General features: G+C 61.8%; 18 protein-coding genes and 2 tRNA genes. 8 read left to right on the plus strand and 12 right to left on the minus strand.

Features of this window, described 5'->3' with window-relative positions; genetic code table 11:
• Nucleotides 1-266 precede the first annotated feature (266 nt).
• A complete protein-coding gene (locus K3177_RS00475; protein WP_221596301.1) occupies nucleotides 267-1,388 on the minus strand; it encodes an aldo/keto reductase in 1,122 nt (373 codons plus the stop codon).
• A 97-nt stretch (nucleotides 1,389-1,485) separates the two neighbouring features.
• Here K3177_RS00475 and K3177_RS00480 point away from each other — a divergent pair, with 97 nt between their 5' ends.
• Nucleotides 1,486-2,376, plus strand: coding sequence for a LysR family transcriptional regulator (locus K3177_RS00480; protein WP_221596303.1), 891 nt, complete (start codon nucleotides 1,486-1,488; stop codon nucleotides 2,374-2,376).
• Nucleotides 2,377-2,497: 121 nt separating this feature from the next.
• On the opposite strand, the gene K3177_RS00485 is transcribed toward K3177_RS00480, so the two are convergent.
• Genes K3177_RS00485 through K3177_RS00505 form a run of 5 tightly spaced genes read right to left on the minus strand, consistent with a single transcriptional unit; the run spans nucleotide 2,498 to nucleotide 8,405 of the window.
• On the minus strand, nucleotides 2,498-3,727 hold the full coding sequence (locus tag K3177_RS00485; protein ID WP_221596305.1) for a serine hydrolase domain-containing protein: 1,230 nt from the start codon (nucleotides 3,725-3,727) through the stop codon (nucleotides 2,498-2,500).
• Nucleotides 3,727-4,962, minus strand: coding sequence for a glycoside hydrolase family 1 protein (locus K3177_RS00490; RefSeq protein WP_221596307.1), 1,236 nt, complete (start codon nucleotides 4,960-4,962; stop codon nucleotides 3,727-3,729). Before K3177_RS00490 ends, K3177_RS00485 begins: the two co-directional genes overlap by 1 nt.
• A 27-nt stretch (nucleotides 4,963-4,989) precedes the next feature.
• Nucleotides 4,990-6,549, minus strand: a complete 1,560-nt coding sequence (mhpA, locus tag K3177_RS00495; protein ID WP_221596309.1) for a bifunctional 3-(3-hydroxy-phenyl)propionate/3-hydroxycinnamic acid hydroxylase MhpA — start codon at nucleotides 6,547-6,549, stop codon at nucleotides 4,990-4,992.
• Nucleotides 6,550-6,552: 3 nt separating this feature from the next.
• Entirely contained in the window at nucleotides 6,553-7,389 is an 837-nt protein-coding gene (locus tag K3177_RS00500; protein ID WP_221596311.1) for a fumarylacetoacetate hydrolase family protein, read from the minus strand.
• The gene (locus K3177_RS00505) at nucleotides 7,386-8,405 is read right to left on the minus strand and encodes a VOC family protein (protein ID WP_221596312.1); all 1,020 of its coding nucleotides are present in this window, start codon (nucleotides 8,403-8,405) and stop codon (nucleotides 7,386-7,388) included. Before K3177_RS00505 ends, K3177_RS00500 begins: the two co-directional genes overlap by 4 nt.
• Nucleotides 8,406-8,470: 65 nt before the next feature.
• Here K3177_RS00505 and K3177_RS00510 point away from each other — a divergent pair, with 65 nt between their 5' ends.
• Complete coding sequence (locus K3177_RS00510; protein ID WP_221596314.1) at nucleotides 8,471-9,088, plus strand: TetR/AcrR family transcriptional regulator; 618 nt, start codon at nucleotides 8,471-8,473, stop codon at nucleotides 9,086-9,088.
• A gap of 520 nt (nucleotides 9,089-9,608) precedes the next feature.
• Here K3177_RS00510 and K3177_RS00515 read toward each other — a convergent pair.
• From K3177_RS00515 to K3177_RS00525, 3 genes are all read right to left on the minus strand, one after another.
• Nucleotides 9,609-10,583: an autotransporter family protein gene (locus K3177_RS00515; RefSeq protein ID WP_221596316.1), complete on the minus strand. Its 975-nt coding sequence runs from the start codon at nucleotides 10,581-10,583 to the stop codon at nucleotides 9,609-9,611.
• Nucleotides 10,584-10,836: 253 nt separating this feature from the next.
• Nucleotides 10,837-10,912 (minus strand) — tRNA-Thr (locus tag K3177_RS00520).
• 22 nt (nucleotides 10,913-10,934) lie between these two features.
• Nucleotides 10,935-11,008: transfer RNA gene (locus K3177_RS00525), tRNA-Cys, on the minus strand.
• A gap of 125 nt (nucleotides 11,009-11,133) precedes the next feature.
• Here K3177_RS00525 and K3177_RS00530 point away from each other — a divergent pair.
• Complete coding sequence (locus K3177_RS00530) at nucleotides 11,134-11,913, plus strand: acyl-CoA thioesterase (RefSeq protein ID WP_221596318.1); 780 nt, start codon at nucleotides 11,134-11,136, stop codon at nucleotides 11,911-11,913.
• Nucleotides 11,914-11,954: 41 nt separating this feature from the next.
• Here K3177_RS00530 and K3177_RS00535 read toward each other — a convergent pair whose 3' ends face one another.
• The 3 genes from K3177_RS00535 to K3177_RS00545 form a co-directional block, all read right to left on the minus strand.
• A complete protein-coding gene (locus K3177_RS00535; RefSeq protein WP_221596320.1) occupies nucleotides 11,955-13,526 on the minus strand; it encodes an ABC-F family ATP-binding cassette domain-containing protein in 1,572 nt (523 codons plus the stop codon).
• Between the two features lie 141 nt (nucleotides 13,527-13,667).
• Entirely contained in the window at nucleotides 13,668-14,465 is a 798-nt protein-coding gene (locus K3177_RS00540; RefSeq protein WP_221596322.1) for a crotonase/enoyl-CoA hydratase family protein, read from the minus strand.
• A gap of 60 nt (nucleotides 14,466-14,525) precedes the next feature.
• A complete protein-coding gene (locus K3177_RS00545) occupies nucleotides 14,526-15,707 on the minus strand; it encodes an LL-diaminopimelate aminotransferase (protein WP_103022252.1) in 1,182 nt (393 codons plus the stop codon).
• A 135-nt stretch (nucleotides 15,708-15,842) separates the two neighbouring features.
• Here K3177_RS00545 and K3177_RS00550 point away from each other — a divergent pair, with 135 nt between their 5' ends.
• From K3177_RS00550 to lptG, 5 genes are all read left to right on the plus strand, one after another.
• Nucleotides 15,843-17,708, plus strand: a complete 1,866-nt coding sequence (locus tag K3177_RS00550) for a PHA/PHB synthase family protein (RefSeq protein ID WP_221596324.1) — start codon at nucleotides 15,843-15,845, stop codon at nucleotides 17,706-17,708.
• Between the two features lie 107 nt (nucleotides 17,709-17,815).
• Entirely contained in the window at nucleotides 17,816-18,631 is an 816-nt protein-coding gene (locus tag K3177_RS00555; protein WP_221596325.1) for a phasin family protein, read from the plus strand.
• 209 nt (nucleotides 18,632-18,840) lie between these two features.
• Nucleotides 18,841-19,203: an ATP-dependent Clp protease adapter ClpS gene (gene clpS, locus K3177_RS00560; protein ID WP_196846962.1), complete on the plus strand. Its 363-nt coding sequence runs from the start codon at nucleotides 18,841-18,843 to the stop codon at nucleotides 19,201-19,203.
• A gap of 85 nt (nucleotides 19,204-19,288) precedes the next feature.
• The gene (gene lptF, locus K3177_RS00565) at nucleotides 19,289-20,509 is read left to right on the plus strand and encodes an LPS export ABC transporter permease LptF (protein ID WP_103022248.1); all 1,221 of its coding nucleotides are present in this window, start codon (nucleotides 19,289-19,291) and stop codon (nucleotides 20,507-20,509) included.
• A gap of 9 nt (nucleotides 20,510-20,518) precedes the next feature.
• Nucleotides 20,519-21,619: an LPS export ABC transporter permease LptG gene (gene lptG / locus K3177_RS00570; RefSeq protein WP_221596327.1), complete on the plus strand. Its 1,101-nt coding sequence runs from the start codon at nucleotides 20,519-20,521 to the stop codon at nucleotides 21,617-21,619.
• The last annotated feature ends 48 nt before the right edge of the window (nucleotides 21,620-21,667 follow it).

The raw sequence follows: 21,667 nt of genomic DNA on the forward strand, positions 1-21,667 counted from the left end.
GGAGCGATGGAGGTGGCTCCGTCCTGCGCTGGAAAAACTTTCAAATCGCTCTCCTATGCATGTACCGGAATGGCGCCAGTGGCCTCCCTCTCGGAAGTCCGCAAACGCCGTAGCACGGCTCTAAAGCTGCCCGTCAGCAAACGGCCCAAAAGCTGCCGCATAGGCTCAATCCCCATGAATGGCGGGAATTTGGGCCCGTAAAAGACAATCCGTTTGTGGTGATCAAGACATCCAAGCGGACTATCGGCTGCCGCTTCTTAGTACTGTTATGCTCCTATTCCGCAACGCTGGGCAATCACGTCGGCCCCCCCGAACACTATCTGATTTCGCGCCGAGGGTTGGAACAGCCCGTAGAGAAACTTGCCACCTTCACCGCTTTCGGCCTCGAGAGTTGCCTTCGCTTCCGAAGGCAAGGTCAAGCCAAGCGCACCAACATTGTCGGTCACCTGATCCGCGCGGCTTACTCCCATCAATGTAGATGCGACGCCGGGACGTCCGGCCACCCACGCGAGTGCCACACGGGCTGGGGTCTCGCCCATGTCCGCTGCTACCTTTTTCAAGGCGTCCACGATGCGCCAGTTGCGATCGGTGAACAGTTGGTCGCCAAAAGGATTGTCGCCATCGAGGCGCTTGTCGTTATCAGGCCTGGCTCCGACATCTCCTCCGCTGTTCGGCACACCTCCGGACCGAGATGGCCCTGCCTCGACCGTCGCACGATCATATTTGCCGGTGAGCAGACCGTAAGCAAGCGGGCTCCATGGCACGAGGCCCATCCCGAACTCCCCTGCCAAGGGCACGTGCTCGTCCTCGACCCCGCGCTCGACTAGCGAATAGAAATATTGCAGCCCAATTGGCGATGGCAATCCGTGCACACGCGCCAGGGTCGCAAGCTGCGCCACGAACCAGGCTGGGCTGTTCGACAGGCCCCAATACCGGATCTTGCCCTTCGCGACGAGGCCGCTCATTGTCTGCAGCAGTTCGAGAGCCGGCGTGATGCCATCCCAGATGTGAATCCAGTAGAGATCGATGTAATCGGTCTGCATCCGCTCGAGCGAGCGGTTCACCGCGTTTTCGATATGACGCCTGCCCTGCCCACCTTCATGGGGGCCGTTGCCGGTATTGAATCCTGATTTTGTTGCCAAGACCATTCGCTCGCGCAGCGCTGCATCCGCCACGAATTTGCCGACCATCTCCTCCGAAGCGCCACCGGAGTAGACATCGGCCGTATCAACGAAATTCCCACCGAGTTCGACATAGCGATCGAAAACCGCCCTGCTGGCCGCCTCGTCCATGCCCCAGCGAGGTGTGCCAAAAGTCATGGTCCCGAGTGCGAGGGGGCTAACAAGCAGGCCGGATGATCCGAGTGGGCGAAGTGTAGCGAGGTTCATTCAATGTCTCCGGAAATGTCTTGGGAAAGATGTGGAGCGCGGGACATGGATTGATTAGGGCATAGAACCAGAATAGGTTGCTGAAGGATATTCACGAATGGACCGTGACGTATGGTCAGGGCTCGCGGTGTTCGCAGAAATCGTCGACGCGGGAAGCTTCGCAAGAGCCGCCAAACGACTGGGCATATCCTCTTCCGCCTTGAGCCATGCAATGCGAAGTCTCGAGGCACGTCTCGACATCCGTCTGCTCAACCGGACTACTCGTTCGCTGGCGCCGACCGATGCTGGTCAGGCTCTGCTCGCACGATTGCGCCCAGCGATAGATTCTGTCGAGGATGTGATCGGTGAACTGGACAGCGCTCGCAGCCGCCCAATCGGGCGCATCCGTGTCAACGCCCACAAACCCGCCGCCGCCTATCTGATCCTGCCCCGGCTTCCCATGTTCTCGCGCGAGCATCCGGACGTATCGATTGACCTAATCGTGGACGATGGACTGGTCGATATCGTCGCCGAGCGTTTCGATTGTGGAGTGCGGCACGACAAGGCATTGCAGGCTGACATGATTTCCGTTCGGATCAGCGCTCCGCTTGAACTCGTGTTCGTCGCTTCGCCTGCCTACCTCGATCTGCATGGACGCCCGGCAAACCCAGAGGATCTCCGCAGCCATCGATGCATCAGCTATCGACATGCCACATCTGGCGCGATCCACCGCTGGGAATTCGAATCTGACGGTGAGCGCAGGGACGAATCTGTCCCGACCACCTTCGTTACCAACGACATCGACATAATGCGCGATGCCGCGCTGAAGGGTCTCGGGATTTGCAGCTTGCTTATGGATCAGGCCGCATCGCATCTCCGGTCCGGTGAATTGGTGGAAATAATGCCCGGATGGGCTCCAACCCTCCCTCCATGCCACATTTACTATCCCAGCAAACGTCAGCCCACTGCCGCTTTCAAGGCTTTCTTGGAAGCGATGCGCGTTTTCTAATCCGTCGCGCATCCTGTTGAGCAATGTGCTGGATCGCCGTTTTCTGGGCCGTAAGCGGACGGTCAGCTAACGGTGTTCGAAAGCCTATAATGGTTGTCAGACACATGAATTGGAGGCGACGTCATGCGCTTATCGAGCGATATATGATCTGTTGCGTGTTGCGCTGCAGATTGGGGCCGTCAGGTGAAAGAACCTGGGTCATTCCTACACATAGCAAATCGTTTTCCGGATCGACCCAGAACCAGGTGCCTGCTGCTCCATCCCACTGATAGGTGCCTCGCCCAACCGGAGCGCCTGCCAGTGCGGGATCGGTGAACACCACACCGTTGACGCCCATTGCAACTCCTGGGCCGATCGATTGATGTCCGGCAGTAAACGAGTTTGCCCGTATAGCGTCCGGCATCTGATCGCTCATGATCTGGTGGATTGCTTCGCGAGACAACAATTCCACGCTCGAATGCGAACCGCCGTCGAGCAGGAATTGGGCGAAGCGCGTGTAATCGCCCGCGGTCGAAAAGAGGCCGCTACCCCCCAGGGGGCGTGCGTGGGGCGCTTCGTAGTCGGGCTGAAGCAGATTATGGATGGGCGTCAGATTGGCATTGCCGAAGCGCAGATAGAGTGTTGCCAGCTTGTCCTTCTGGTTAGGTGCGATATGGAAGTGCGTATCATCCATGCCCAGAGGTGCGAACAGCCGATCAGATAGGAAATCGCTCAGGCTCGTACCGGTCAGACGCTCGATGATCGCGCCCTGGATGTCCATCCCGATCGAATAGCGCCATGACCTACCCGGCTGGTAAGCTAACGGACAGCGCGCGATCCGCTGCATCATATCGGGCAAATCGTCGGCGTCCCATACGCCTGCGTGCCGGTATGCCTCGTCGATTGGATCATTGGGATCGGGCATAGCGAGTGCGTAGCCGAACCCGGCAGTATGGGTGACGAGTTCGCGCATCGTAGGCTGGTGCTCGGCAGTCACGACACGGACACTGCCATCGGCGTTGCGCCTGTCATATACCTGCAATCCGTCCAGCTCAGGCAGATGAAGCGCGACCGGATCGTCGAACTGCCAGCGGCCTTCGTCCCAGAGCATCATGAGCCCTGCAGCAGTAACGGGCTTGGTCATCGAGAAGATGCGGAAACCATCGTCGAGGCAAAGCGGCCTGTCCGTCGCGATCGTGTGAAATCCGATCGCAGCTGCGTGGCAGACCCGGCCCTTTCGTGCGACGACGATCACGGCCCCCGGGATGGTCCCCGCATCGACTTCCGACCTGAGATATGCGCCCAGCTCTTCCATTCCGGCGCTCGACAGGCCGACATCCTCCGGTCTTGCCGATACCTTCACGCGCGACATCAGATCATGCCCGAGCGGACGGTTTCGGCAAGGTGGATCGCGCTCGGCTTCGTGGTGCGGGCGAACGTCTGGTAGTCGACGTCGACCAGCCCGAAGCGCTCGCCATAGCCCCGCGTCCATTCGAAATTGTCGAGAAGCGACCAGCAGATATAGCTGCGGACGTCGATCCCATCGTCCAGGCACTCGCGCACGGCGGCAAGCGCTCTGTCGATAAACGCGATCCGCCTGCTGTCGTCGTCCGTGCAAATCCCGCTTTCAGTGACGAAGACCGGCTTGCCGATCCGCTCATGGGCAAGCCGGATGGTGCCTTTCAGCGCCTCGGGGCAAAACTCGTATCCTGCGCCGGTCATCTCGCTGCCGGCGGGCGGCCGTTGCAGTCCGCTGGCCGACACGAGGACGCGCGTATAGGTCTGCACGCCGGTGAAATCCATTTCGCGCCCAACCTCCAGCCACGGTCCGTAAAGCGACGCGATGACGAGTTCCGCGGGATTATTGTCCCCAATGCCCTGGATGTCCTGCATCGTGAGCGAGAGGCCGACCGGAACATCCGTTCGCTCCGCCTTGATCGCCGCGTAGCTTTCACGCTGGGCACGGACCATGACCGGTTCGCAGAGGTCGACCGGTGCGAACATGATCGAAGAGAACGCGGGCGATCCGGTCGCGCGCCGGGCGGCTGCCAACATCTGGTCGACTTCCTCGCCACTGGTCGCAAAATGTCGAGCGAGCGCAAACAGGCGCTGAATATTGGCTTCGTTGAATGGGAGCGCGTAGGTAACAAGATCGCCCATCGAAGCCATGACTCTCGCACAGAAGCGAGCGAACAAGTCTGCCGCATCGGCCACTTCGAAACCTCCGCGCATCGCGAACCAACGTGGGGTGGTAAAATGGTTGAAAGTCACGATCGGTTGCAACCCGCGCGCGTGCAGTGCTTCAAGCGCGCGGCGGTAATGGTCGAGCGCCGCTGAAGAGAACTGACCTTGTGCGGGCTCGATCCGCGCCCATTCGATGCCGATCCGATGGCAATTGAAGCCAAGCCCGGCGGCTAGGTCGAAGTCCTCGAGGTAGCGATGATAGCTGTCGCATGCATCACCCGATGGCTCCTCGAAAACAGTCGGGACACTGTTCTCGAGCAGCCACACGTCGGAATTGACGTTATTCCCTTCGGTCTGATGGGCCGAGATTGCCGAGCCCCAAAGAAACCCATCCGGCGCCCTGCGTTGCGATGTCTTGTCCACGGTTTGGGTTTCCCTTTCCAGATCGCTTCAACCGGCCATCGAGATGGGTCGATCGGGTAATGCCGCGTCCCACGTCGGCTGATTGCCGACACTCTCGCTACGGATGCCTGCATCGCCGCGAAGGCTTCTTTCCCACGCCGCGATGAGATCCGTCGGCGAACCGCTACCGAAAATGTACCGGTCCGGGCGGATCAGCGCTGCTTCGATATCGTAGGATGCGAGCCAGGCTGCGATCGCATCGGCAAATGGCTCGATCGTTCGATCGGCGATGTCGACGGCGGCAAGAGACCCCGGCAGCGGCGGCAGATCGCGACCGACAAGCCATGCTCCCGCCGGCACATCGTCGTCGAACAGGGCGCCATCGGCTGCAACCGGCTGCGGAAAATAGTGACCGGCCATCGGACTGCCGGAAAGGATCGCCCGACTGGACATCGCTGCAAATGTGGCCGGGCCGCCGGGGATCTTGCCCAGTGCGCGGCCGAGAGCGAATTTGAGGTCGCGGACCAGAGCGGACCATCGGCTGGTGGTGCAGACCAACCGGCCCATCATGATTGCCGAGGCTATCGTCGCGCGCACGTGCGGCTCACGCTCGGCCTGGTAGCTGTCGAGCAACTGATCGGAGGCGCGTTCGGCGACTACTTCGCCCAGCTTCCAGCCGAGATTGGCAGCGTCGCGGATGCCAGAGCACATCCCCTGGCCGGCAAAAGGCGGCATCTGATGCGCCGCATCACCGGCGATCAGGACGCGGCCCTTGCGCCATTCCTTCGTCATGCGCGCGTTGAAGCGATAGACCGCGGTGCGCTCGATCGTCACTGCCCCCGATACGTTCCATGGCTCCAGCAACCGGGCGACCGAGGCTTCGCTGCTGATTTCTTCCGCGGTTTCGCCGGGGAGCAGCATGAACTCCCAGCGATGGCGTCCCTCGCCCATCAGCACGCACGTCGTCGGGCGGGCGGGGTTACAAATCTGCAGGTTGGACTTTGGCAGGCGGTCTTGGTCATGAACGACGACGTCGATCACCAGCCATGGCTCGTCGAAGCCCAGATCGGCCAGCCCGAACCCGGCAGCGCTTCGCACCGGGCTTCGGGCTCCATCCGCGCCGACGAGGTATTTCGCGCGCAGTTGCGCCTCGCCCCGGTCGGTTGCGAATTGGGCAGTCACCCCGTCCGCCATCTCGTCATGGCCGAGGTAGGTCCATCGCGTGCGCAGTTCGGCGCCATTCTGCTCTTCCATGCGTCGGCGCAGGAGGCGCTCGATAGAGGGTTGGTGGATCATGTTCGCCGCAGGCCACCCCCCGGGGGCGATCCGGTCGGCACCGGGGAAGCTCAGCAGCACCTTCCCCGCGGCGTTGAGGAAGTCGTAGCGCTCCGTCGTGCGGCAGGTCGCGGCGATATCTTCTGCGACTCCGATGGACTGGAATATCCGCAGGGTTTCGTGATCGATATGGGCTGCCCGGGGCAGCGGGAAGACGTCCGCTTCCTTGTCGCAGACAATCACGCTCGCACCTGCCTGTGCAACTTGCAGTGCCAGAGTCAGGCCGGTCGGCCCTCCGCCGACAACCAGCACATCGCAGTCGAACGCACCCATCGATCAGGCCTCCGCCTTCATCGTGCCTTCGATGTAGCCGAGCTCCTCGATCTCGCAGCGGACGACATCGTCGGCGGCAAGGAAGCGGCGCGGCTCCATCGCGGCCCCGATACCGCCCGGAGTCCCGGTGAAAATCAGATCGCCCGGCTCAAGCGTCATCGCCGCCGACAGGTGTTCGATCTGTTGCCAGAGGTCGAACACGAGGTGCTCGGTATTCGAACTTTGCCGCACCTCGCCATTCACGGAACAGGTGATCGCCAACGCATGCGGATCGCTAATCTGGTCCGCCGTCGTGATCCACGGACCGATTGGCGCGTGGGTATCGAACGACTTGCCAAGCGACCACTGCGGTCCGGCGTGCTGCCACATGCGCTCGGTAACGTCGTTGCCGACACAATAGCCGAATATCGCATCGGCGGCGTCGGCCGCGGCAACGTGCTTGCACCTCCGGCCGACCACTGCGACCAACTCCGCCTCGTAATCGACGAAGGGCGCGTTGCGCGCGATCAGGATCGGATCATAGGGTCCGTTTATACTCGTCTGTGCCTTCGTGAACCAGACCTGCCTGACCGGCGTTTCCATGTTCGATTCCGCGATGTGATCGGCATAATTCAGCCCGATGGCCCAGACTTTGCCGGGCCGTTCCACGGGCGCGCACAACTGGACATCGCTCAGCGGAATCCCGGCACCCGTCACACGCTGTTTGAAGCGCGGCTTCAGGTCTTCCCAGGCCGCGATCACGTCGATCATGCTGCCGTCGAACCCGGCGTCAACCAGCCTGCCCTCCGTCACGATCCCTATGCGCGGCTTTCCGTCCCCGAGATAGGTGGCGAGCTTCATGCGACTTCCTTCCTCGCTTGACGACGCACCATGCGCCTGAGGCGAATGTTCAAAGCGGTGACGAACCGCACGACGCCCTGCGGAGGCGGGCGCTTACCGGCGAACATCGGATGCGGCGCACCCCACTGCACGGCGAGCAGGCTCGACATCGGCATCTTCTGGGGCGGATCGCTGGCGGTCAGCAGATCGCCATCGGTCCAGTGCTCCAGCTCGTGGCCCCAAGGATCCTTCCAGTAATCGAAGATCTGGCTGCCCATGATGTGCCGCCCCACGCCCCACGCCTGGGTCCGGCCTTTCGCCCTGAGATGCGCGTGGCCAACCATCAGGTCTTCGAAGTTCGCCACTTCGAACGCGGCGTGCATGAAGCCGGGCTTGCCGGGAAGCTGGGCCAGGAAAAGGGTGTGGTGATCGCTCGGTATGTCGCCCCGGTCGCAGCGCATGAAGGCGCCGAGCGGCAGATCCTTGGCCGCTTCGACCTCGTCCGAGGTCAGAAAGCCGAAGCGATCTTTGTACCATTTCTCCGATCTGCGGAAATCTGAGACGCCGAGCACGCAATGACCGATGCGGCGCACATGGGCGGGACCGTGTTCGGCCCGCACGAACTGCCGCAGTCGCTGCTTCTGCGCGGCGGTGTTTATCAACGGATCGGCGGGGGACCGCTCCGCCGGTAGCGTCCGCTGTCCGGCAACGACTTCGACCCGATAACCGTCCGGGTCGATCAGGCGAACGACGTGTCCGTCACCGATTTCGTCGAAGGCCTCGACGGCGACGCCTTCGGCATCCGCCAGCTTTTGCAAGTCGTCGATCGACGCCGCCAGCAAACCCAGCCCGAGAAAAGCGGGCTCACCCTGTTCGGTCACGTGAACAAACGGCCGGCCATCGCCCGCACGGCCGAACAGCTTGCCGCCCTCGACCCGCGTGGCGAGGCCGAAATCGTCGAGAAACCGGGCCATCTCAGCAAGATCGGGCGCAGAGAAGCGCACGTGAGCGATATCCTCGATCTTGATGATTGCCACCGGATCTCTCCCTCAGACCTTTTTGACTATTTGGTCATACTACCGGTTTTGACTATACGGTCAATATGGATTCGAAACGCAGCGTCGCCGAGCCGAGTTTGCCTCGTTCCCGCCCAGGCAAGAGCAGGGCGGCTCTGTTGCAGGCCGGCCTCACGCTATTCGCAGAACGGCCGGTCGACGCTGTGCCGATCGACGAAATCGTGACTGTCGCGGGCGTAGCCAAAGGAACGTTCTTCAACCATTTCGCGGACAAGCACGCATTTGCTGGCGCGATCGCCAGCGAAATCCGGCTGGAGATCGAAGATCTGGTCGCGACGACAAATCGCGACGTCACCGACCCGATGGACAGGCTGGCCAACGGGATGCGGGTGGCTGGCAACTTCGCGCTTTCGAACAGGCAGCGCACGCAGATGCTTTTGCGGATGGGCGACGGAATGCCTTCCGAAAATCATCCGCTCAACCGGGGCGTGTCCGCGGACATTTCCGCAGCGGTCCGGTCAGGTCAGGCGCGGCCCGAGGCGGAACTGCAAGGCGTGCCCTACTGGTTGAGCCTGTGCCAGGGCCTGATGGTGCAACTGACCGCAGGGGATATGAAACCGGACAACGCGGTGTCCCGTATCGAAGCGATGGTGGCGATGGGTCTCTCGGGAATTTCCTCACAGCACGGAGGGCAGGGCAGCTGATTCCGTTCAGGATTGGACATCGACCATCGCTTCCGGGAAACGAGGCCGCGCATCCCCGTGACGCAGGCCCTGCGGCCCTGAACAAACGGCAGCTTTCGGCTGAATTCGCAGAACTCTCGAATGACAGATTATGGGGCGCATAGCTGCCATCGATACTATGATCGAAAGAGCGACAGCTCGAACCTCCGAAATGGGGAGAAGTGGACCATTCTGAAATGTCCGCCTTTGAGTCGTGACGAGAATAGCGTTTTTTCTAGCTTCGATCGCCCAGAGCAGACTGTCGGCCACCGGAGCAGGCCCTGACCAAAATCTGATACTTGTGGCGATCACATTTTGAGCGTCGAAAACGCCTGGTTTTGGGTGGAAACCGGAATGGGGGGTGCCGGGATTGGGAAGCTGCCAACGGCTTGATGCACAAGAAGGATGAAAACGGTAGCAACCGGCCTCGTTCTAGAAATTCGAAGCAGTCCTAACTAAAGCAACGGACCACGCAGCAAACCTGCGCGGCCCTTTGCCAGGTTCAAAACTTAACCCTCATCCCGACACGGCCGTCGAGTTCGTAGCTGTCGCCGAATTCATCCAGGCCGGTATTGGCATTGATCTGTCCGAAGATGGCCACTCGGCCTCCATCGATGTTGTAGGTCCCGCCCAATCCGACGCCGGCCCAGGTACGTCCCAGCTCCTGCGTCAGGCGGGTGCCGCTCACCAGTGTGCGCTGACTATCGCGGAAATTATGATAGACATTCACAATCCCGAAGAGATGCAGGCGATCCTTTGCCGGATCGGCAGCTTCGCTCGCGCTGTCATAGTCGATGCCAAGGCCGAGACGGTCGATCATCGCAGCCTTGCCATCATAGGAGACGTCAGCCCCGAAGGGATCGGCGAAGGCGGAGTATTCGATCCTGGAATAGTTGAACTGGGCTTGCGGGCTCAGCGACCATGGACCGCCGAGACCCAACTTCTTGCCCGCCTCCATGCTGAAGGCATAGCCCAGGCCAGTGCTACCATCCTTGAGCGGCTCGTCGATCAAGGCAGAGGCAAGGTCGGCGTCGTAGATCGTCGAGCGAGCCTGCAGATCGACATAGGTCCCTTCGTTGCCATACCAGGTCAGTGCAGCACCCACACCGAACCCGTCGACATCGATATCGCCATTGCCGTAGACCGACTGAACATCGCTGTCTGCATCGACATAGCGTCCGGTCACGCTGCCCACCAGCGCGCCGTTCTCACTCTCGCTGACCGAAAAATCTACGCCGATTTCCGCTTCCCAGGTCGTGGTGTCGAAGGTTGCACCACCGGTCGAACGGACCGGATCGTATGTGCCGTAGCGTCCGGTGGTCCGGCCCCACAATCCATCGGCCCTGCCCTCGCCGTTCATCCAGGAGCGATCGCCGACGCGTTCTTCGAGTGTCGATACGCGGTTGAGGCTTTGCAGGACGCTGGCATAGGTTTCGTAGATCGGCACGCCCGGCTGATAAAGCGGACCAGCAGGCATCGAGGATGCTGCCTCTCCCGCACTGGCAAGCGAAGAGCGCAAAGAAGTAGTTGAACGATTCGGCCGAACGCTAGCGGATCGCATGCGCAATGGTGATGCAGCCCTTCGCCGGGCTTGGGTCAGACTCTTCGTGGATCGGGTCACGGTTTCAAATGACGAAATCGTCATTTCGGGCACAAAACGCGCTCTCGAAGCAGCCCTCATTCACGGAGAAAAGCCAGGAATGCCCGTGGTGCCCAGTTTTGACCTGAAATGGTGCCGCTTAGGTGACTCGAACACCTGACCCCATCATTACGAATGATGTGCTCTACCAACTGAGCTAAAGCGGCACTTTCGCACTGCTGCGAGAAGTGGAGGCCCGAGCCGGAATCGAACCGGCGTGCAAGGATTTGCAGTCCTCTGCGTAACCACTCCGCCATCGGGCCTCGCCCGGCCTCTCGGCACGGGAAGCGGCGCACTAGCGATTCTCGCACCCAAAGGCAATCACCACATGACACCTTACGTAACGTCAGTCTTTACGCGTGGCCGGTTAGCGGCAATGTGATCGACCATGAGCATTGCCAATCTTCTCGATCCGATCACGGCCCAAGGCGGGCAAACATGCTTTTCCGGTCTCGACCAGTGGATGCAGGGCCGGACGCTTTACGGCGGTGCATCGGCGCTTGTCGCCTATACTGCAGCCACCCGCGCCTTTCCCGATCTGCCACCCCTTCGCGCCGCACAGGTCGCCTTCGTGGCGCCGACCGGATCAGATATCGAGGTCAGACGCGAAATCGTGCGGCAGGGGCGCAATGTGACGCAGGTGCGCAGCGAACTGTGGTGCGAAGGCCAGTGTGCGCTCAGCGCTTTCTGGCTGTTTGGCACCCTGCGCGAGGCGAATGCAGTCCACCCCGCTGCACCGATCGAGGAATGGCCCGGGCCGCCCGAAGATGCGGAGGATGCCATGAATGGCAAGGGGCCGGCCTTCATCACCAATAATTTCGAGATTCGCCGCGCGCAGGATGTGAGGGGCCCGGGCGCGCCGATCGTGCGGCGGTGGGCGCGCCTGACCGATCGCGACGCGCTCGATCCGATATCGCAGCTCATTCTGATGGGCGATGTGCTTCCGCCAGGCGCGATGCGAGTCATGAAACGACAAGGTCCGCTCAGTTCGATCAACTGGTCATTCAACCTGCTCGACACCGAACCGACCACACGGGATGGCTGGTTCCTGTCGGAAAATGCCAGCCAGCACGCCGATCACGGCTATTCTTCCGAGCGGCTTCGCCTCTGGAATGCCGACGGCCATCAAGTGCTGGACGGTATGCAGAGCGCCGCGATCTTCGGCTAGGTGCAGGAGACCGAGCGGGCGCCGAGCCCTCTCCGTTCCGGCTAGAGACAGATTTCCCGCTCCAGCACGATAGCCCTGCAGAATGCCTCGTCATGGCTGACGCACAGAATGGCTCCGTCATAATCGCGTAAGGCCTTTTCGAGCAGTTCGATCGCGTCGATATCAAGGTGGGTGGTCGGTTCGTCGAGGATCAGCAATTGCGGCGGATCCGGCCGCGCGAACAGACAGGCCAGAGCCAGCCGCACCTTCTCCCCGCCGGACAGCGCACCTGCCAGTCGGTCGGCCCAGTGGCCCCGAAAGCCGAACCGGGCCAGCGCAGCATGCGCCTCCTGCCGATCGAGCGCCGGATTGTGCCGTCGCATCGCGGCGATCAGCGTTTCATCATCACCCAGCAATGCCAGGTGCTGGTCGAGCACGGCGATACGATCCCGGTCCGCTTCGATCTGCCCGGTGGCGGGTTCGGCTGCACCGGTCAGCAGGCGGATGAGGCTGGTCTTTCCGGATCCGTTCGCCCCGACGAGCGCGATACGCTCGGGGCCGCGGATATGGATGTCGAGCGGGCCGAACAGGCGGCGCGGGCCGAAATCGCATGCCACACCCGAAGAATCGACGAGCACATGGCGCGAGGACAGCCCGCAGGAGCCAAGCTCGATATGCACGGGCACCACGCGCTCGACCCGCGATTGCGCATCGCGCAGCGCCTCCTGCGTTGTGCGGGCCAAATCCTCCCCGACAGCCAGCGTGCGGGCGCCAGTCTTCTCCGCCCGCTGCTGCTGGGCATGGAGATGCATTTTGGGTTCCGCCTTGCGCGCGGCGACGGCGCGGCCGCGCTTGTCGCGGCGAGCCTGCTTTTCCAGTTCATGCTGCTGGGTGCGCTGCGCCGCCTTGTGATCCGCCTTTGCCGTCTCGAGCGCGTCGATCGTACGAGCGCGCTCCGCATCGCGGAAATCGCGAAATGCCGACCAGGCACCGCCGAACACCCTGGCCCCGGTCGTGGACAGATCGACGATGCGGTCGACGCTTTCCAGCAGTTCGCGGTCGTGGCTGGCGCACAGGATCGCCCCCTGCCACTCCGTCAACAGCCGGATAATGGCATTGCGCCCGTCGCGGTCGAGATTGTTGGTCGGTTCGTCGAGCAGTAGGATAGTGGGTTCGGGAAGCAGCAGCGCGGCCAGCTTCAATCGCATCCGCTCTCCGCCGCTGAAACCCGCATAGGGGCGGGTCCAGTCGACTGTGGGGAGATCGACCTGCGCCAGCGCCGCCTCCAGTCGTGCCGACAGGGTCCAGTCGGCACGATCGAGATCGTCGTCGCGCGGCCTTCCCTCCTCTATCCGCCGCAGCCGTGCCAGGTCTTCCGCAGCACCCAGCACATCTGCGACCATACGATCCCCTGCAATGCTTTCCTGCCGCAGGAAGCCGACGGCGCCATTGCATAGGATGGAGCCGGAGTACGAACCGTCACCCGCGATCGCGCGCAGCAACGTGGTCTTGCCCGATCCATTCCTACCGAACAGACCGACGGCTTCGCGACCGACGGTCAGCGATAGGGCCGGGAAAAGCGGAGTACCGTCGGGAGTCGCGACGGAAACGGAATCGAGAACGAGATTGGGCATGGATCACCGGAGCAGAGAATTGTCGGAAAGGACGAATTTTCGCTCAGATGTTCATCGATGCCTTGCTCCTGTCAGTTCGGCCATACCGGGCCGCGCTCGCAATTTGGCGACGGATGTCGCAAAGTGCAAGCGGCCAGCGCCTCAGTCGGCGAAGCGGGGCGGGCGCTTTTCCATTTCCGCCATGACCGCCTCGACCTGATTGGGCGTGCGCATGATGCTATCCTGTTCGCGGCTTTCTGCCAGAAGGATGGCATCTTCGCCTTCTTCCTGCATGACCTTGAACAGGCGCTTGGAGCCGCGGATGGCGTCGGGGTTCTTGTTGGCGATGGTTTCTGCCAGCGCGGTGGCCCTGGCCAGAGGATCGTCGTCGATCATGGTGGCGAAGCCCAGGCCGAGAGCCTCTTCGCCAGAGAATTCGCGGTTGGTATAGGTCAGCTCGCGAAGGATGTCGTCACGCACCAGGCTGCGCCACAGGGCATAGCCGCCCATGTCGGGGACGAGGCCCCACTTCATTTCCATAACCGCCATGCGCGTTGCCGGATGGACCACGCGGATGTCGGCGCCGCTGGCGATCTGGAGGCCGCCGCCGAAGCAGACGCCGTGGACGGCGGCGATGACGGGGACGGGGCATTTGCGCCAGGTCATGGCGGCTTCCTGCGCGCGGTTGGCATTGCCGTGCGTGCGGTCGACGAGCCTGGCCTGCGGGTTCGAGCCGCCGGCCGCCATGCTGGACAGATCGAGCCCGGCGCAGAAGGCGCGGCCTTCGCCCGATAGGACTGCCACCCGCAAACCCTTCATTTCGCGCAGGGCCTGGCCCGCTTCCAGCACGGCTTCGAACTGCGCGCCATCAAGCGCATTCATCTTGTCGCCGCGCGTGAAGCGGACCTGTGCCACGCCATTATCGGCGAGATCGATCGAAACGCGATCCTGGAAATTCATGCCTAAATCCTCTCTCCCGGCGCCGACGGTTCGCCGCCTACATGTCAATCATACGTTTGATCAGCCGTGTTCGGCGAGAAAACGCTTCACGTTTCGGGCGGCCTGTCTGATGCGCTGTTCGTTTTCGACCATGGCGATGCGTACGAAGCCTTCGCCTTCTTCGCCATAACCCACACCTGCCGCGACCGCGACGCCGGCATGTTCGAGCAACTGCTTGGAGAATTCCAGGCTGCCGACATTATGGAAGGCTTCCGGGATCGGTGCCCAGGCGAACATGCTGGCGGGCGGCGAGGGAATGTCCCATCCGGCGCGGCCGAAGCTTTCGACCATCACATCGCGGCGATGCTGATAGCGCGCCCGGTTTTCTTCCACCACGTCCTGCGGCCCGTTGAGCGCGGCGCAGGCGGCCGCCTGGATCGGAGTGAAGGCCCCATAATCGAGATAGCTTTTCACCCGTGTCAGCGCCGAGATCAGTTCCTGATTGCCGACCGCGAAACCCATCCGCCAGCCGGCCATGGAATAGGTCTTGGACATGGAGGTGAATTCGACCGCCACGTCCTTGGCGCCGGGCACCTCGAGGATCGAGCGGGTGGGCTTTCCGTCGTAATAGAGTTCGGAATAGGCGAGGTCCGAGAGGACCCAGACCTTGTTCTCTTTCGCCCAGGCGACCAGCCGTTCGTAAAAGGCGAGATCGACCGTTTCCGCCGTGGGATTGCTGGGATAGTTCACCACCAGCACCGTCGGGCGCGGGACGGTATAGGCCATCGCGTTGTCGAGCGCCTTCCAGTAATGTTCGTCCGGCGTGGTCGGCACGCTGCGGATGGTGGCGCCGGCAATGATGAAGCCGAAGGTATGGATCGGATAGCTGGGGCTTGGCGCCAGCACCACATCGCCCGGCGCGGTGATGGCAGTCGCCATGGACGACAGGCCTTCCTTCGATCCCATCGTCACCACGACTTCGCGTTCGGGATCGAGATCCACATTGAAACGGCGGCCGTAATAATTCGCCTGAGCCTTGCGCAGGCCCGGTATGCCTTTCGACTGGGAGTAGCCGTGCGCGCTGGGCTTGGCCGCGACTTCACACAATTTGTCGATCACATGCTGGGGCGGCGGGCGGTCCGGATTGCCCATGCCGAGATCGATAATATCCTTGCCCGAGCGCCGCGCCGCATGCCGCATCGCGTTCACTTCGGCGATGACATAAGGTGGCAGGCGCTTGATGCGGTAGAATTCGTCGGACATTCGAGCTCTTTCGGGCGTTGGTTGAGTCACACTGATTACCTATTCACCATGCAGGTGCAAACGCCGCAGGTGCAAGCAGACGCGTAATATCCTATTGCTGCCCAAACAGGCGCTTGAAACGCCAGAGGAGCGAGAATGACCGACGACGGCCCCGATCCCTTCACCAACATGTTCGAAGCACCCGCGAAATTCGCGCGCACGATGTTCGCGCCCTTCGCCGAGGCGAGTTCCGGAACGCCGCTGAGCGCGGAGGACATGCGCGAGTGGACCGCCGTCGGCGCGAAGCTGCAGGGGATGTGGCTGGAATACCAGACCGAGCAGCTGACCAACCCGCAGGCGCTGGCCGCCTATATGGACCCGACCCGCTGGATGAAGCTGGCGCAGGACTGGTACCGCCAGATGCCGATCGCCAACCCTGCGCAGCAACAGGCGCTGATGCAGGAAGGCATGGCGATGTGGCAGCAGGTGCTGGGACAGTACGGCCTTGGTCCGGATGGCCAGCCCGAAGCGAAGGGCGAGCCAGACCTGCCGCGCACGGACCGGCGCTTTGCCGATCCGCGCTGGCGTGCCCATCCCGCCTATGCGTTGATCCACCAGACCTATCTGTTCCTGGCCGAACGCGTGGCCGACATGGTCGACAAGATGGAGGGCCTGTCGGACGACAAGCGCGAACAGCTGCGCTTCACCACCCGCACGATCACCGAAGCGGCGAGCCCGGCGAACTTTCCGTTGCTGAACCCGGTAGTGATGGAGCGCACGCTGGAGACACGCGGCGAGAATCTGGTGAAAGGCATGGAACATCTGCTGGCCGATCTGCGCCGCGGGCAATTGTCCCATACCGATGCCAGCGCCTTCAAGCTGGGCGAGAATATCGCCGTGACGCCCGGCAAGGTCGTTCACGAAACGCCGATGTACCAGTTGATCCAGTATTCCCCGACGACCGAAACGGTGCTGGACGTGCCGCTGGTGATCTTCCCGCCCTGGATCAACCGTTTCTATATCCTGGACCTCAACGCCAAGAAGAGCTTCGTGCGCTGGGCGGTGGAACAGGGCATCACGGTGTTCATGGTCAGCTGGAAATCGGCCGACGCCAGCATGAAGAACGTGATCTGGGACGATTACGTACGCGCCCAGATGGACGCCATCGACCACATCCGCGAGCGGCTGGACGTGAAGCATGTGCATGCCATCGGATATTGCGTATCCGGCACCACGCTGGCGGCGACGCTGGCATTGCTGCATCGCCGCGGCGAGCAGGACAAGGTGAAGAGCGCGACGTTCTTCACCGCACAGGTCGATTTCGAAAAGGCGGGCGAACTGCTGAATTTCGTCGACGACAACCAGCTGGGCATGGTCAAGGCGATGAGCGCCGATGGTTATCTGGACGGTCGTTATATGGCGGCGACCTTCAACATGCTGCGCGGCACCGATCTAATCTGGAATTACGTGGTCAGCAATTACCTGCTGGGCGAGGATTATCCCGCCTTCGACCTGCTGCACTGGAACGGCGATGTGACCAATCTGCCCGCCAAATGGCATCAGCAATATCTGACCGACCTTTACCGCGACAACAAGCTGGTCGAGGCGGACGCGCTGAGCGTGGACGGCACGCCGGTCGATATCGGGCTGGTGAAAACACCGACCTATGTCCAGGCCGGCAAGGAAGACCATATCGCCCCTGCCGAGAGCGTCTGGCGGATCAACGATCATTTCAGCGGGCCGCTGAAGTTCGTCCTGGCAGGTTCGGGCCATATCGCGGGCGTGGTCAATCCGCCCGATGCGAAGAAATACCAGTACTGGACCAATGACGGATCGCCCCGCACGCTGGCAGAGTTCCGCGAGGGCGCCGAAGAACATCCCGGAAGCTGGTGGCCCGACTGGATCGACTGGCTGCGCCAGCAGGACGATGCGACCGTACCCGCAAAGGGCAAGCGCAAGCCCGGTGGCAAAGGCGACACGGTCATCGAAGATGCGCCGGGACGGTATGTTTCGACACGCTAAGTAGCGGACGCGAATAGACTTTCCGGATTATTGTGCACTGCACAAAAAATCCTTGACTTCGCGGGTGCAATGCCTATTTTGTGCAGTGCAACAAAGCGAGGTCTCCCATGGCTGATAGCCAGAGTAAAATCGATGCGGCCGCTGAAAGGGCATTTGCCGACGCCGCCGAGAAAAAGACCGCGGATTCGGCCAAGCAGCCGGTAGACGCCAAGGCAGTCGAAAAGGCTGTCGATGCTGGAGCTTCCGCTCCGGTCAAGGCCGATGCCGTCGCCAAGGCCGTTGCTGCCGAGCCCGCCCCCAAGGCGAAGGCATCTGCAGGAAAGACCAAGCCGAAGAAGGCACTTGCAAAGAAGAAGAAGGCCGCACCGAAAACCGCTGCTGCCAAGACTACACCGGCGTCCTCGACCAAGGGCGCTCCTGCCGAGGCGACACCCGCCAAGCGCAGTTCGATTTCCCAGTTGAAGGATACGATCATGGCCACTGCCAACAAGACCACCAATATCGAATATACCGCCAAGGCGAAAGAAATGGCTGCCGACATGCAGACCCGCGCCAAGGCCGCTTATGAAAAGGGCACCGAAATGACCAAGGACGCCGTCGAGTTCCAGAAGGGCAACATCGAAGCGCTGGTCGAATCGGGCAAGATCCTGGCTGCCGGCATGCAGGACATGGGCCGCACCTATATGGACGAAGCCAAGTCGGCTGCCGAAACCGTCCAGGGCGACGTCAAGAAGTTCGCCGCGATCAAATCGCCGACCGAACTGTTCCAGCTGCAGGGCGAAATCGCCCGCCGCAATTTCGACGCCATGGTTTCGACCACTTCGAAGAACACGGAAGCCATGCTGAAGCTGGCCAACGAAGCCTTCGCACCGGTTTCGAACCGCATGAGCCTGGCCGTCGACAAGGTTTCGAAGGCCGCCTGAGCGCGTTCGACCGAATTCAATTCCGCCGGGCCCTCTCTCCTCTCTCCCAAAGCCCGGCGAATTGGACACCGTGGGCCGGATGGTTTCGAACCATCCGGCCCATTTTTTGTCGTTTACGCCGCGCAGCCGTGCTTTCTTGTCCTGCAAATGGCTTTGCTGGCCGCTGACGCCTTGCGATTTGGCAAACCGATACGATAATGGGTCACGTAATGTTTTATTCCCCGCCCCGCCTGCCCGTCCGCGCCGCCGGAAACGACGACGAATCGCGTGACGGCGAAGGCCAGCTGGGTATTGCCACCAAGACCCGGGCCAAGCCCAAGAAGCCGAGCCAGTACAAGGTTTTGCTGCTGAACGACGATTACACGCCGATGGAATTCGTCGTCATCGTGCTGAAGCGGTTCTTCAAGATGGACATGGAAGAAGCGACCCGGGTGATGCTGCATGTTCACCAGAAGGGCGTGGGCGTATGCGGGATCTTTCCGTACGAGGTGGCCGAGACCAAGGTCCATCAGGTGATGGATTTCGCGCGGCAGAACCAGCACCCGCTGCAATGCACGCTCGAAAAGGCCTGAATTCCCGGCCACGCCCACGAAGGGCATGACCTGCGCTCAAAAGCGCGCTAGGGCCGTGGTCCAAGACAACTGATCCGGCGAAATCTTGCTCAAGTTCCTGCCCAGCATCGACCGTTACATCTTCAGGCTCGTCATCGTGCCGATGCTGTCGGTCTTCGCCATCGCGGCATCGCTGCTGGTGCTCGACAAGATGCTGCGGCTGTTCGATTTCGTCGCGGTCGAAGGCGGCCCTGTCGGCGTCGTGTTCAAAATGCTGATCGCGCTGGTGCCCGAATATGCCAGCCTTGCCATTCCGCTGGGACTGCTGCTGGGCGTATTGCTCGCCTTCCGCAAGCTGGCGACCAGCAGCGAACTCGACGTGTTTCGCGCCGTCGGCCTCGGCTATGGGCGATTGCTGCGCGTGCCGTTTGCAATCACGGCCGTGCTGATGATCGTCAATGTGGCGCTGGTGTTCTTCATCCAGCCGGTCAGCCGTTATTATTACGAGCAGATGGAATACGAACTGCGATCGGGTGCGCTGGGCGCATCGATCAAGGTGGGCGAATTCACCACGCTGGCCGACCGGATGGCGCTGCGGATCGACGGCAGCGAAGACGATGGCCGCCGGCTGCAGGGCATTTTCGCCCGCGTGGCGAACGACAAGAACCAGGTGCTGTCGATTTCCGCCAAGGAAGGCGCATTCCTGGCAACGTCCGACAATCCCGACACGATCATCCTGCGCCTGACCAATGGCACGATCGTGCAGGAAACCGGCAGCCAGACGCCGCGCGTCCTTACCTTTACCCGGCACGATCTGCCGATCGACCTGCCCACGGTCGACCAGTTCCGCGCCCGCGGCGATGCCGAACGCGAATATATCCTGCCCGAACTGCTGCGGATCGGGTGGAATTCATCGCTGCCGGAAGGGCAGCGCGACGCCAGCCAGGCAAGCTTCAACTTCCGGCTGGTGGAAGTGGTGATGATGGCGCTGATGCCGCTATTGGCCGTGGCGCTGGGCGTACCGCCCAAGCGATCGACCAGCGCGCTGGGCGTGTTCCTGTCCATCGTGATGGTGGTCGCCTATCACAAGGTGAACCAGTACGGCGAAGATGTCGCCGCGCTGGGCCGGGTCGATCCGATCCTGGCATTGTGGGGGCCATTCTTCCTGTTCGCGGCACTGATCATATGGATGTACTGGCGGGTGGCGCATGTACCCGGCGGGCAGGCCATCGGTGCGCTGGAAATCTGGTTCGAGAAGATGACCAAGCGGATCGGCAGGCTGTTCCGTCGCCGTTCGGTCAAGATCGATCTGGCTGCGGCCGAATAACGGGATCCGATGCAACTCGACTTCTTCCCCTCGCGCACGCTGACCGTCTATCTGGCAAAGCTCTTCACCGTACGCATCGCGGCGATGCTGTTCGTGTTGGTGCTGGTGCTGCTGATGCTGGACCTGCTGTCGAAGAGCGGCGAAATCCTCGCCGTACCGGGTAACGGGCAAGGCGAATTGCTGACCTATGCGGGATTGCGCGTGCCGCAGCTTATTTCGCGCTTCCTGCCCTATTCCGTGCTGCTGGCGACGCTGATCACACTGGTGACGCTGAACCAGAACAGCGAGGTGATCGCGATGAAGGCGGCCGGCCTGTCGGCGCATCAGGTGCTCGCGCCGCTATTGCTGACGGCAGGCATCGTGTCGGTGGCGACCTTCGTCTTCAACGAACAGGTCGTGACGAAATCGACCCAGACGCTAAAGGCGTGGGAGGCGGTCGAATACGGGCCGATCCCGACGGAAAGCGGGGTGAAGACCAACGTCTATCTGACCGATGGCGACAATATCCTGACCGCCGCCTATGTCGCCGGATCGGGCGAGGCGATCGCCATGCGCAAGGTGACCTGGTACCGGCGCAATCCCGACGGGATGATCGTGGAACAGATCGATGCGGACCGGGCACGCTATGCCGGGCCGGGATGGCGGCTCGATGGGGGACTGACCCGCTTCAACGTCCAGAATGCCGTGACCGACGATCCGGCCAGTGTCGTGGTGGGCGAAGGCCTGCTGCCCGAACAGATCGACCTGGCGAAGATCGACCCCGATGGCGAACCCTTCTGGACGCTGGGAAGCTCGATCGCGGAATTCGAACGCGCCGGCCGCCGCACATCCGAACTGCGCGCGAAATGGTGGCACAAGATTTCGGGGCCGCTCTCGGCTTTCCTCATGCCGCTGCTGGGCGCCGTCGCCGCTTTCGGGCTGGCGCGGTCGGGCCAGCTGTTCGTGCGCGCGGTGATCGGGATGGCGCTGGGCTTTGCCTATTTCGTGGTCGACAACGCAGCGCTGGCCATGGGCAGTTTTGGCGGCTATCCGCCCTTCCTTGCAGCCTGGTCGCCGTTCCTGCTGTTCCTGCTGATCGGGGAAACCGTGCTTATCCGCACGGAAGAATAGGCCGGGAAAAGTTTGGTTTACCCTGTCGATGGCAGGGTGAAATGCGAA

The organism is Qipengyuania pacifica (assembly GCF_019711555.1).
Lineage (GTDB): Bacteria > Pseudomonadota > Alphaproteobacteria > Sphingomonadales > Sphingomonadaceae > Qipengyuania > Qipengyuania pacifica.